Here is a 12,202-nt window from a genome sequence, read left to right as displayed (position 1 = left end):
AAAAGGCTATTGTAGCGGAGCATGTTAAAAACGATAAACGGTCATATGATTACGATCCTAGGGATTTCAAAAAAGAATAAGACCGCTAAGGCAAACGCCGAGGCGGTTTTTCTTACGCAAATTGACAAGATGCTATGAACGGAATAAACGAAAATGGCATTTGCATATGAAGAACTTGAGAATGAATGAAAAGCTTTATTTAGAACAAGATGATCGCATGCGCTTGTCAAGGGATTATTATGCGCAGTATGATAAATATATCAGAGATAATAAAAACAACTTGTTTACTATGGTTTTAGGTAACAAGTTGGCGTGTGCACTGCGGAGGGTTGGTGGTAAATAATGTGTTATATTCCGGACGGCTGGATAAAAGACAAAAGAAACGAGGACGAGGTGCGGCGCTTAATTGCTATTTGTATTGCAGATCTGAAATTTGGAAACGAAGAAGAGAGGGCTGAGGCCCGCTTAAAAGAGCTCGGCGAAGATATTATTCTTAGGGAACTTAAAAAGGGAACTTTTGCGGGTTGTCAATAAAAGCCGCCGACGCAGATACCGCGGGCGTTTTTATTTGTCGGCTAAATGGCAGCGAAGGATAGCGAGCGAGCCGGATACGGGCAAGAGCATCGACGTGTTGGATATAACTTATAAAGAGTAGAAAAGAAAATGTGTAGAGCCTATAGAGCAGATAAAAGACGAAGAAAATGATATAGAAGCAAAATGATATCATCGAAAATAAAAAGATGGTTTAGATATTAATTTTAATATAATTGGGCAGATGATGATAAGGTTGAAAGGGGACGTACGATTGACTGAATTGGATCGAGCAATAGCGTTTGCAAAAAAGGAAGGATATGAAACAGCTGAATTTCTTTTTAATAAAAACGGATACAATGTATATGAGCCGATCATGAAAGTAGGAGAAGTCTCATATATAGGGTTGCCGCACACAATTTTAGTTAAAGGTGATAAGATACGCATGACTGGCGATCCCGAATGCTTTGAGTATATACGAGATGAATAGTAAGTTGAATGTACGTAAATAAAAACCGCTAAAGCGAAACGCTGAGGCGGTTTTTTATTGCTCAAATTTAGCGACGCATGAAGTGGGTAACGCTCATATGGCTCGTGCGTCACGGGAAACTGCCTGCGCGGATGAAAGTTTTCTGAAGATTCGCGACGGATGACCCGTATTGTCGCAACAATCACATATTGCCGGGCCAAATGTGATAAAATAAACTAAGTTAAAAGGGGGAGTTTATGGCGACAGTCGGTTTGTTGGCAGGGATCGGCAAATTGCCGGTGACGTTTTTGCGCGAGGCGAAGCGCTTGGGGGAGCGTGTCGTGACGATTGCCGTCGTCGATGCGGTAGAACCGGAGTTGGCGCAAGAGTCGGATCAGTTTTATCAGATTAAAATCACGAAACTGGGTTCGATACTGAAAACGCTGCAACGGGAAGGAGTGACCGAGGCGACGATGCTCGGCAAAGTCACCAAAGAAATTTTATATGGCAATTTAGGCATTCCGGATTGGCGCGCGCTGCAATTTTTGCGGCGGGTACGGGATCGTAAAGATGATACGATTATGCTGGCATTGGTCGACGAATTGGCGGACATCGGCGTCACCGTTTTGGATCAGACGCGCTACCTCACGCCGTTGATGCCGCCGCCGCAAGTGTTCACGAAACGGCAGCCGACCGCGGCGGAGTGGGATGATATCCGCTTCGGTTTCGCGTTGGCCAAACAGATCGGGGCGCTCGATATCGGTCAGACGGTTGTCGTCGCGCGCCAAGCCGCGATGGCGATTGAGGCGATCGAAGGCACGGATGCCTGCATTATAAGAGGTTGCGCATTGGCGCGTCAGGGCGCGGTGGTCGTTAAAACAGCGAAACCGCAACAGGACGTGCGTTTTGACGTGCCCGCGATCGGCTTGACGACATTGCGCTCGCTCTTGGAACATAAGGGCGCGGTGCTTGCGATTGAGGCGCAACGCACTTTATTTGTGGAGCAGGAAGAAGTCATCGCGCTCGCCGATCAAAAAGGCGTGGCGATCTGCGCTGTTTCCGCGGAGTCGTTGTCACGATGAAAGTATTTTTTTCGGCCGGTGAGGCCTCCGGAGATTGGCATGCGGCCGCCGTCGCCCGCGCGCTCAAAGAGCGCGTTCCTCAGCTTGAAATGCAGGGGATGGGCGGCGCGGAAATGCGCGCCGCCGGCGTGACGGTCGTGCATGATATCGCGGACCTGGGGGTGATCGGGATTGCGGAAATTATTCGCAAATTACCGTTTTTCTTTCGGTTGCGTTCGGAACTGGTGGCAGCCATTCGCCGCCAGCAGCCGGATGTGGTCGTCTGCGTGGATTATCCGGGCTTTAATATGAAGCTTGCGCAAGCCGTCAAAAAAGAGCTCGGGATTCCGGTGGTCTACTATATCGCTCCGACGATTTGGGCTTGGCATCGGTCGCGGGGCAAAGCGATTGCGCGGGATACGGCGGCGGTAGCTTCCATTTTTCCGATGGATGTGCCGTTGTATCGGGAAGACGGCGCCCGCGTGGAGTTTGTGGGGCATCCGCTGGTGGATTTGGTGCGACCGGAATGGTCGCAGGATGAAACCCGCGTCCATTTTCAAATGGACCCCGCCAAAAAGCAACTGTTGCTGTTGCCGGGGAGTCGTCGGCAGGAGGTGCAAAGTTTGCTGCCGACTATGCTTGCCGCCGCGGAGCTTTTGGCGAAAGAATTTCCGCTCCAATGTTGCTTGCCGCGCGCGAGCACGATTTCCGAGGCGGAGCTTGCGCCGCTTTTGGCCGAGACCGAATTGGATATTCAAATGACGACGTCGCATCTGCATGATTTGATGACGGTATGCGATGCCGCATTGGCCGCTTCCGGAACAGTGACTTTGGAAACCGCGCTGCTCGGTTTGCCGACCGTGCTTTGTTATAAAGTGGCGCCGCTGACGTACTGGCTCGGTCGTCGGGTTTTGCAAACGCCGCATATCGGTTTGCCGAATATTGTGGCCGGGCGGGAAGTGATCCCGGAATTTTTACAGCAGGATGTCACGGCCGAAAACTTGGCGCGCGCGGTGGCGTCATGGTGGCGGGATGAGGAAGCGTCTCGTCGTCTGCGGGACGATTTAGCCATGGTGCGGGAAAAATTGGGCGCGCCCGGCGCTGTCGGGCGTGTCGCCGATCTTATCATACGAATCGCTGAGGAAAATAATGACTGATTACGCACGTTTATTACATTACGTAGTGCCGTACTGGCGGCGCGGGGTAGCGGCCATCATCGCCATGATTTTGGGAGCGCTTACCATGCTTGCCGTGCCGTGGATCATTCGCAATATCATTGACGACGTACTGGCCGCGAAAAACTTGGTGGCATTGAATTGGATCGCGTTCGGGATCTTGGTGCTCTTTTTCCTGCGCGGCGTGTTTTCCTATTTACAAGGCTACCTGATGAGTTACATCGCGAACCGCGTGATCATTGATATCCGCAATGAAGTCTACGCGCGGGTGCAACGTTTATCACTGCGTTTCTTTGATGCGCGCAAAACCGGCAGTTTGATGAGCCGCCTGACGAATGATATCGGCGCGTTGCAGAACGCGATTGTCAATGATTTTGTCAATATTGTCAAAGAAAGCGTTATCCTGATCGGCTCGCTGGTCGGCATGGTGATTTTACATTGGCGGCTGACATTGCTTTGCATCATTATCGTTCCGCTGGTCAGCATCACCATCAAATATTTCGGTCGAAAACTGAAAAAAAGCGGTCATATGATGCAGGAACGCGTTGCCGATGTGACTTCGCATTTACAGGAAACGATCGGCGGTATTCGCGTCGTTAAATCGTTTTTCCGTGAAGATTATGAAATCGCCCGTTTCCGTCAGATCAATCAGGCGAGTTTCGGCGCGGCGATGAAAGCGGCGCGGCAGTCGAGCCAGCTTTCCCCGGTGGTCGAATTTATCGCGGCAATTGCCGTCACCGCGATTATTTGGTACGGCGGTTGGAGCGTCATCGACGGGGAACTGACCGCCGGTGAACTGATCGCGTTTTTGATTTACGCCATTAATTTAGCCAATCCGGTACGGCGCTTAAGCGCGCTTTACGGCGATATTCAACGCTCGATGGCGGCCGGTGAGCGCGTCTTCGCGTTGCTGGACGAAGTGCCGGATATTCGTGAAAAGACAACGCTATCGCGCTTCCCGTACTGCGCGGCGACGTTGTTTTTGACGCGGTTCATTTCCGGTACGAACCCTCTAAAGAAGTACTGTCCGGTATCAGCTTCCATGCCGAACCGGGCCAAAAAATCGCGTTGGTCGGACCGAGCGGGTCGGGGAAATCGACGATTGCCAACCTGATTCCGCGCTTTTATGATGTGACGGCCGGCGCGATCAGGATTGACGGACATGATGTTCGGGACGTGACGCTGGCGTCATTGCGTGAGCAGATCGGCATCGTGCCGCAGGATACCGCTCTTTTCAACACGACGATCGAAGAAAACATACGCTACGGTCGCTTAGACGCGACGGATGAAGAAGTGGCGGCGGCGGTACGCGCCGCCAATGCGGAAGAATTTGTGCGGCAACTGCCGCAAGGTTTGCAAACGCCGATCGGCGATCGGGGCCTGGTGCTTTCCGGCGGGCAGCGGCAACGCATCGCGATCGCGCGGGCGCTTTTGAAAGATCCGCGGATTCTTATTTTAGATGAAGCCACGTCCGCTTTGGATACGGAAAGCGAACAGCTGGTGCAGGCGGCGCTGGAACGCCTGATGGTCGGTCGCACCGCGTTTATTATCGCGCACCGGCTGACGACGATTCAGGACGCCGATCATATTTTAGTGATTGATCGCGGCCGCATTGTGGAAAGCGGCACGCATCAATCCTTACTGGCGCTGCACGGTATGTACTACAACCTTTACACGTTACGCTTACAGGGAGACGAGAAATAGTATGTACTGGTTTTACAATATTTGTCTGGTGCTGTATTGGCTGCTGCTGGTGCCGGTATTGCTCTATCGCCTGCTTTTTGAAGAGGGGTTTTATGACCGCTTACGGCAGAGCGCGGGCGTCATGCCCCAGCCGGTACTGACGAGCATTCAAAACTGCCACGGCATATGGGTACATGCGGCATCCGTTGGCGAGATTGTGGCGGCCAGCCCCATTGTTCGTGAATTAAAACAGCGCCTGCCGGAGGAGACCGTGATCGTGTCGGTCGTCACCGCGACGGGCCACCGCATGGCGGAACGAATTATTCCCGAAGCGGATGCGCATATTTTTTTTCCGGTGGATTTACCGATCATTACGGAGCGCATCGTCAGCATCGTGAAACCGAAAGCGATCCTCTTGGTGGAAACGGAACTTTGGCCGAACTTTTTGCAAGTGGCGGAAAAAAAGGAGATTCCGGTCATGATGGTCAACGGCCGGATCAGCGATCGCAGCATGAAGCGCTATCGCCTGATTTTAGGCTTTACCCGCCGCATGTTGGCGCAAATTCGCTGGTTCTGCATGCAATCGCGTACCGATGCCCGCTACATTGAAGAAATGGGCGCGGACCCCGCGCGGGTGCAGGTGACGGGGAATACCAAGTATGACCAAACATATGCCGAAGTCACTCCGGCGGAACGCGACGAATTGCGTCATGAATTCGGTATCGGCGAGGCCCATCCGGTGATCGTGGCGGGGTCATTCCATGAAGGCGAATATGACATTTTACTGGCGAGTTTTCGCGATGTGCGGCGGCAGTATCCCGACGCGAAATTAATCTTGGCGCCGCGACAGATTCCGGAGGCGGCAAAGGTATTGCAATTAGTGCAAAAATACGGTTTTGTCGGCGCGCGGCGTACGGCTTACGATGCCGAAACGGACGCGCCGGTGTCCGTGCTCGTGCTGGATACCATCGGCGAGCTCGGACGCATCTACAGTTTGGCGGATATCGTGATCGTGGGCGGCAGTTTCGTCAAAGTCGGCGGCCATAATATATTGGAACCGGCGGCGCACGGCAAACCCATTTTGGTGGGACCGCATATGTTCAATTTCAAAGATATTTTCGCTTTGCTGCACAGCGAAGGCGCTTGCCGAATGACGAGCGCCGAAGATCTCACGCGGGATCTGCTGCGCCTTTTGTCCGAGCCGCAGGTGCTTGCGCAAATGGGAGCGGCCGCGTTACGATTAGTGAAAGAAAATCAAGGCGCCACAACGCGCAATGTGGACGCCTTTTGCGCGTTAGCCGAACGCGAGCCGCTGTATTGGAAAGGAGCCGAAGACGGTGAGCATAGAGCGTAAAGCGACGGAGCTTTTAAAAAACGGACCGAAGTCGATCGGTGATCGAGTGCTGTTGACGGCGTTAGGCGGAGTGGAGAGAGTGTACTCCTGGGGCGTTAATTTTTGGTCCTCCATGTACGAGGCGGGGCACATTAAACAACATCGTTTGCATGCCTATACCATCAGCGTCGGCAATATTGTGGCGGGCGGGACAGGTAAAACGCCGTTCGTGCAATACATGGCGCGCCGCTTGCAAAAAGCGGGCGAGCGGGTCGCGATTTTAAGCCGCGGTTACCGCGGCGCGAGTGAACATACCGGCGCGATTGTCAGTAACGGCGCCGAGATTCTGCTCAATGCGGAGCAGGCGGGAGACGAGCCGTACCTTTTGGCGCGGACTCTGCCGGGAGTTATAGTGGCGGTCGGCAAGAACCGCGCCGCGATCGGCACGCAGGTCGAAAAATTACTGCATCCGACAGTCATTTTGCTCGATGACGGATTTCAACATTGGGCGTTGCAACGCGATTACGATATCGTATTGATTGATGCCACCAATCCGTTCAGCAACGGGCGCGTGTTGCCGCGCGGATTACTGAGGGAACCGCTGGATCATTTGGAACGCGCGGATGCGTATGTGGTCACTAAAAGCGATCTGGTAACCGAGGCGGAACGGGAGAAAATAGCGGGCGTGTTGGCGCATTTTCGCGCGCATGTGCCGTTGCTTTGGACGGAGCACCGCCCCTTGCAGCCAGTACGCTATGCGCAGTGGCGAAATGGCGAAACCACGGAGCAGGAAACGTTGCCGCGCCGTTTCATTACATTATGCGCGCTCGGTAATCCCGCTTCCTTTGAGGCGACGGTGGCGGCCGCGGGTTTGGTCGCGCATGATCATTTGCGACTTCCGGATCACCACGCGTATACGCAGGACGATATTCGTCACGCGGAAGAAACAGCGACGAAAGCGGGCGCGCAGGGGATTATCGTCAGTGAAAAAGACGCGGTCAAATTACAAGCATTGCAGCTTCGTGAATCGTTCTGGTATGTCTTGCCGATGGAACTGGCGGCAACGGAGGGCGAAGATGCGTTTTGGGAACACATGGAGGACGAATGGGAAACCGGTCGATAAAAGCCGCCTGTATTATTCCGGCGCGTTACGGTTCGACCCGCTTGCCGGGCAAGCCTCTGTTGGATATTGCCGGCAAACCGCTGATCGAACGTGTCTATGAGCAGGCGAAAAAAGCGAAAGTGCCCGCCGCGGTCATTGTCGCGACGGACGACGAGCGGATTCAAAAAGTTGTCGAAGAATTTGGCGGCACGGCGGTTTTGACGCGCCGCGATCATGCCACGGGAACGGATCGACTGGCGGAAGTGGCGCAGCAGTCGGACGACTGCGAAATCATCGTCAATGTACAGGGCGATGAACCGTTGATCGCGCCGGAGCTGATTGATCAGTTGGCGACACGCCTGGCCGCGGCCGAGGAATGGTCCATGGCGACGGTGTCGGCGCCGTTGACGCAAGAGGATTTTCAAAATCCGAATACCGTCAAACTGGTTACCAATTTACAAGGGGAAGCGATTTATTTTTCCCGCTCGCTCATTCCGTATCCGCGCCATGAAAATAAATATCTGCCGCGCAAACATATCGGAATTTACGCCTATCGCCGCGATTTTCTGTTGCGCTTTGCGGACTTGCCGCCGACGCCGCTCGAAGAGGCGGAGTCGTTGGAACAGTTGCGGGCGCTGGAACACGGGTATCGGATCGGCGTCATTGAAACCACGAAGAAGTTAATCGGGATCGATACACTGGAAGATCTCCTGCGCGCGCGCGCTTATTTTGAAGGAGGACAGCAAAATGAAACCGGTAACGATCGGTAATTTACGATTGGATGGCAGTCGGCTGTTTTTAATCGCCGGCCCTTGCGTCATTGAAGAATACGAACGTACCAAAAAAATCGGCGAAACCTGCCGAGATATTTGCGCCAAACTGGGCATTGATTACATTTTCAAGGCGTCGTTTGACAAAGCGAACCGTTCCTCGTACCAATCGTTTCGCGGCCCCGGATTGGAAAAAGGCTTAGCGATCCTCGCGCGGCTGAAAGAGGAACTGCGCGTACCGGTTCTGTCGGATGTTCATTCGGTGGAACAACTGAAGCCGGCGGCGCAGGTCTTGGATGTTTTACAAATCCCCGCGTTTTTATCGCGACAGACGGATTTAGTCTACGGCGCGGCTAAGACGGGTAAGCCGGTCAATGTCAAAAAGGGTCAGTTCATGGCGCCGGAAGATATGGAAAACGTGCTGCATAAAATGCAGGAAGCCGGCAATGAAAATTTATTTTTGACGGAACGCGGCGCGAGCTTTGGGTATCACAACCTGGTCGTGGATATGCGCGGCTTTCCGATCATGCGGCAATGGGGCTACCCCGTGATTTTCGACGCGACGCACAGCGTGCAACTGCCGGGCGGCGCGGGGACGCACTCCAGCGGGCAGCGCGAATTCGTGCCGTATCTCGCGCGGGCGGCGGCCGCGGCGGGCGCGGACGGTTTCTTCATGGAAGTGCATGACAATCCTGACGAAGCTCTTTCCGACGGACCGAACATGCTGCGCCTGGACGACTTGGAAACGTTATTGGCTGATCTTAAAGCGATTTTTGAAATTGTCAAACGGAGTGAAATACAATGACCATTCAAACGACGATGGAACATGTTCTGCGCACGGAAGCGGCCGGCATTTTAGCCTTGGCTTCACGGTGGGACGAGTCATTCGCCGAGGCGGTGCGTATGATGAATGAGGCCGCGGGTCGCGTCGTCGTCACCGGCATGGGGAAATCCGGACATATCGCGCATAAAATTTCCGCGACGCTGGCCAGTACAGGCACGCCGTCCTTCTTTCTGCATCCGGCGGAGGCGATTCACGGCGACTTGGGCATGGTAACGGAAGACGATGTGGTGCTTGCGTTTTCCAACAGCGGCGAGACCGGCGAGATCATCGGCATTTTGCCGTCATTGCGCAGAATCGGCGCGCGTTTGATTGCCGTCGTCGGCAATCCCGGGTCGACATTGGGGAAACGCGCCGATATCACATTGGATGTCAGCGTGGAAGAGGAAGCCTGTCCGTTAGGTCTGGCGCCGACAACCAGCACGACCGTCGCTTTGGCGGTAGGCGACGCGTTGGCGATCGCCTTGATGGAACTGCACGGTTTCACCGCGGATCGGTTCGCGCTGTTTCATCCGGGCGGATCGCTCGGGCGTAAACTTTTGTTGACGGTCGCTGACATCATGCATAAAGAGGAACAAAACCCCGTCGTGGTATTGACGACAACCGTGCAAAATGCGCTTTTTGAAATGACGGCCAAGGGCCTTGGCGCGACATCGGTTGTCGATGAGCAGGGCGCATTGGTGGGTCTGGTGACCGACGGCGATATTCGTCGGGCGTTGGAAAAAGGAACTGAGGTATTGCAGGTTCCGGTGGCGGACATCATGACGCGCCGTCCGCGCGTCATCACGGCTGAAAAATTGGCGGCGCAGGCCTTGCATGTCATGCAGAGTCATGAACCGCGACCGATTACCGTATTACCGGTGGTCGGCGACGCGTCGCAACCGATCGGTATGGTGCATCTGACCGATTTATTACGACAAGGGGTAGTATAATGGCGGATATCAAGAAACTTAAACTCTTAGTATTTGATGTTGACGGCACCCTGACGCCGGCGACGATTGCGATCGGCAATGACGGCGAGCTCGCGAAATCGTTTTCGGTTCGCGACGGACTGGCGATGGCGCTGGCGCCGTACGCGGGATTGAAAATCGCTTTGCTCACGGGCCGCAGTTCCAAGATTACGCAACATCGCGGGGAAGAGCTGAAAGTGACGTTTTGTCGGCAAGGCGTACAGAATAAAGTGGCCGAACTTTCCCAAATCATTGAGGAAGAAGGATGGAGCTGGGAAGAGATCGGTTACATGGGCGATGATTTGAATGATCTCGGCGTGCTGGCGCGCGTCGGCTTCGCGGCGGCGCCGGCCGATGCCGCGTTGGAAGTACAGGATGGCGCCGATTGGATCGCCGGTCGTAACGGTGGTGACGGCGCCGCGCGCGAATGGATTGAAATGGTTCTGAAAGCACAGGGCCGTTGGGATGAACTGGTGCAATATTACAAAAACCAGTCAAGCGAGGAATCGGTATAAGAACGAAGGGACGATGGCTGTGAACGCGGAGTATACTTTTTTGAATACGATGAGCCGAATGCTTTGCCGAATGCGTTATGAACGTGTTTTGGCCATCGGCCGTCGGCTGGGCCCGACCGTTTTGCAACGCTTGAAAAAACCGCGTGATCGCGCGCTTTCCCAAATGATGACCGGACTTTCGCTGACGCGCGAAGAAGCCGAGCCGATATTGCAACAGCATTTCGAACACCTCGGCATGACGGCGGTCGAAGTGCTTTATACGCCGCGACTCGTGGCGGAACGGGAGCATTTGGAGCGTTATATTACGATTGACCATCCTGAGCGTTTGCATGCCGCGCTTGCGGAGCAGCACGGGGTGGTGGGCCTGACAGCTCATGTCGGCAACTGGGAGTGGCTCGGAGCGGGTCTTGCGCTGGCGGGATTTCCCACTACCACGATTGCGAAGCGGCAGCCGAATGACGCGATTACAGCGCTTTTAAACCGGTTCCGCACGATGGCGGGACTGGATGTATTCCATAGCGGCGGTTCCGAAATCATCGGCGCCGCGAGAGCGATCAAACGCAAAAAAATTCTCGGCTTTTTAGCGGATAAAGACGGCGATGTCAACGGCGTGCCGGTGATGTTTTTAAATCGCGTTTCGTCCGCGGTAGAGGGACCGGCTGTGTTCGCGCGCCGGTTTAAATCGCCTATTGTGCCGCTGTTTATTCGCCGCCGCGAAGATCTGAGCGGGCATGTGATCCACATCGGCGAACCCTTTTACTATGAAGACACGGGTAACGAGCGAGCGGATATCGACCGTTTAATGCAGCGTTGCACGCGGGAGATGGAAGATTTTATTCTTCGTTATCCGCCGGAATGGTTGTGGGTGCAGCGGCGTTGGTGGACGGAGCCGGAGCAAATACGACGGTATCAAAAAGCGGACGAGGCGGTGCGATGATGAAACAACCGAAATGGTGGCTGTTGGCGATCGGCGCGCTGTTGCTGTTTGCAGGCGGTATTTGGTACGCTTTTTTCGGCGTCGGACCGGAATCTGCTCCGGATCAGGAAACCGCCCTGGTCGAATTCAAAGGAGCGGATCTGCAACAGGAAGAAAATGGCGAATTGATTTGGAAGTTGTCCGCCAAGCATATCATGATGAATCCGAAAACTCGCGTCTTGTACCTGGAAGAAGCGGAAGCGTTATTCAGCGACGGTCCGCATCAAATTCATGTCCAGGCGCAAAAAGGCGAAGTCGATAATATGCAAAAAACGGTGCGGCTGATGGGAAGCATCGAAATCCGCAGCGACAACGATACCTATGTAAAAGTCAATAATCTTTTATATGACGGCGGCACCGGTAAGCTGACCGCGACGGACGGCATTCGTCTTGAACGTAACGGCATGGTGCTCACCGGTGACGAGCTGGTCGCCGATCGCGCGTTGCGACAGGCCACGGTAAGCGGCAACGTGCGACTCGTGAAGGGGGATGAAGCGCAATGAATAAACGATGGATAACAACGGCAGCGCTTGCGCTTTTGGTCATGACGACATGGAGCGTCGGCGCGGTCGATACTACGATTACGGCGGATACGCTGACGTATAACGGCAATGATGATACGGCGCGGGCGACGGGCAATGTCGTGATTACTCGCGGCACGGCGAAAATGACCGGCGCCGAGGGTCTTTACCATTTTACCGATCAAAGCGCGACGCTGTCCGGCGGCGTTTCCTATGTCGACGGCGCGACTTCGCTTACCGCGGCCACGGTGACGGCCTATGCCGATCAATCGCTG

13 protein-coding genes and 1 pseudogene are annotated in these 12,202 nt (G+C 54.3%); all 14 read left to right on the top strand.

Annotated elements, in window-relative coordinates:
* Window positions 1–342: 342 nt before the first annotated feature.
* Window positions 343–534: a hypothetical protein gene (locus KH813_RS04120; RefSeq protein WP_303993578.1), complete on the top strand. Its 192-nt coding sequence runs from the start codon at window positions 343–345 to the stop codon at window positions 532–534.
* Window positions 535–805: 271 nt separating this feature from the next.
* Window positions 806–1,021, top strand: a complete 216-nt coding sequence (locus KH813_RS04115; RefSeq protein WP_303993575.1) for a hypothetical protein — start codon at window positions 806–808, stop codon at window positions 1,019–1,021.
* A gap of 236 nt (window positions 1,022–1,257) precedes the next feature.
* Entirely contained in the window at window positions 1,258–2,082 is an 825-nt protein-coding gene (locus tag KH813_RS04110) for an LpxI family protein (protein ID WP_303993572.1), read from the top strand.
* Window positions 2,079–3,218 carry a lipid-A-disaccharide synthase gene (gene lpxB, locus KH813_RS04105; protein ID WP_303993569.1) on the top strand — a complete coding sequence of 380 codons (1,140 nt, stop codon included), beginning with the start codon at window positions 2,079–2,081 and terminating at the stop codon, window positions 3,216–3,218. The genes KH813_RS04110 and lpxB overlap by 4 nt, the downstream gene beginning before the upstream one ends.
* A pseudogene (gene msbA, locus KH813_RS04100) lies at window positions 3,211–4,940 on the top strand (lipid A export permease/ATP-binding protein MsbA). Before lpxB ends, msbA begins: the two are co-directional and overlap by 8 nt.
* Before the next feature lies 1 nt (window position 4,941).
* Window positions 4,942–6,273 carry a 3-deoxy-D-manno-octulosonic acid transferase gene (locus tag KH813_RS04095; protein WP_303993568.1) on the top strand — a complete coding sequence of 444 codons (1,332 nt, stop codon included), beginning with the start codon at window positions 4,942–4,944 and terminating at the stop codon, window positions 6,271–6,273.
* Window positions 6,257–7,375, top strand: coding sequence for a tetraacyldisaccharide 4'-kinase (gene lpxK / locus KH813_RS04090; RefSeq protein ID WP_303993565.1), 1,119 nt, complete (start codon window positions 6,257–6,259; stop codon window positions 7,373–7,375). Before KH813_RS04095 ends, lpxK begins: the two co-directional genes overlap by 17 nt.
* Window positions 7,372–8,124 carry a 3-deoxy-manno-octulosonate cytidylyltransferase gene (kdsB, locus tag KH813_RS04085; RefSeq protein WP_303993583.1) on the top strand — a complete coding sequence of 251 codons (753 nt, stop codon included), beginning with the start codon at window positions 7,372–7,374 and terminating at the stop codon, window positions 8,122–8,124. Before lpxK ends, kdsB begins: the two co-directional genes overlap by 4 nt.
* Window positions 8,102–8,929, top strand: a complete 828-nt coding sequence (gene kdsA, locus KH813_RS04080) for a 3-deoxy-8-phosphooctulonate synthase (RefSeq protein WP_303993562.1) — start codon at window positions 8,102–8,104, stop codon at window positions 8,927–8,929. Before kdsB ends, kdsA begins: the two co-directional genes overlap by 23 nt.
* 14 nt (window positions 8,930–8,943) lie before the next feature.
* Entirely contained in the window at window positions 8,944–9,897 is a 954-nt protein-coding gene (locus KH813_RS04075) for an SIS domain-containing protein (RefSeq protein ID WP_303993580.1), read from the top strand.
* Complete coding sequence (locus KH813_RS04070; RefSeq protein WP_303993560.1) at window positions 9,897–10,430, top strand: HAD family hydrolase; 534 nt, start codon at window positions 9,897–9,899, stop codon at window positions 10,428–10,430. Before KH813_RS04075 ends, KH813_RS04070 begins: the two co-directional genes overlap by 1 nt.
* 19 nt (window positions 10,431–10,449) lie before the next feature.
* Window positions 10,450–11,367, top strand: coding sequence for a lysophospholipid acyltransferase family protein (locus KH813_RS04065; protein ID WP_303993558.1), 918 nt, complete (start codon window positions 10,450–10,452; stop codon window positions 11,365–11,367).
* Complete coding sequence (gene lptC, locus KH813_RS04060) at window positions 11,364–11,909, top strand: LPS export ABC transporter periplasmic protein LptC (protein ID WP_273260267.1); 546 nt, start codon at window positions 11,364–11,366, stop codon at window positions 11,907–11,909. The genes KH813_RS04065 and lptC overlap by 4 nt, the downstream gene beginning before the upstream one ends.
* On the top strand, window positions 11,906–12,202 hold a 297-nt coding region (locus KH813_RS04055; protein ID WP_303993551.1), incomplete at its 3' end, for an LptA/OstA family protein. The genes lptC and KH813_RS04055, both read left to right, overlap by 4 nt.

The organism is Negativicoccus succinicivorans (assembly GCF_018373335.1).
In the GTDB taxonomy this organism is placed as follows: Bacteria; Bacillota; Negativicutes; order Veillonellales; family Negativicoccaceae; genus Negativicoccus; species Negativicoccus succinicivorans_A.
Note: the sequence above shows the minus strand (reverse complement) of the source record. Positions and strands in the feature narration are given on the sequence as shown.

Bases quoted from the DNA above. Each gene is read 5' to 3' on its own strand.
- KH813_RS04120 (WP_303993578.1), top strand. From the start codon at position 343: ATGTGTTATATTCCGGACGGCTGGATAAAAGACAAAAGAAACGAGGAC.
- KH813_RS04110 (WP_303993572.1), top strand. From the start codon at position 1,258: ATGGCGACAGTCGGTTTGTTGGCAGGGATCGGCAAATTGCCGGTGACG.
- lpxB (WP_303993569.1), top strand. From the start codon at position 2,079: ATGAAAGTATTTTTTTCGGCCGGTGAGGCCTCCGGAGATTGGCATGCG.
- KH813_RS04095 (WP_303993568.1), top strand. From the start codon at position 4,942: ATGTACTGGTTTTACAATATTTGTCTGGTGCTGTATTGGCTGCTGCTG.
- kdsA (WP_303993562.1), top strand. From the start codon at position 8,102: ATGAAACCGGTAACGATCGGTAATTTACGATTGGATGGCAGTCGGCTG.
- KH813_RS04075 (WP_303993580.1), top strand. From the start codon at position 8,944: ATGGAACATGTTCTGCGCACGGAAGCGGCCGGCATTTTAGCCTTGGCT.
- KH813_RS04070 (WP_303993560.1), top strand. From the start codon at position 9,897: ATGGCGGATATCAAGAAACTTAAACTCTTAGTATTTGATGTTGACGGC.
- lptC (WP_273260267.1), top strand. From the start codon at position 11,364: ATGATGAAACAACCGAAATGGTGGCTGTTGGCGATCGGCGCGCTGTTG.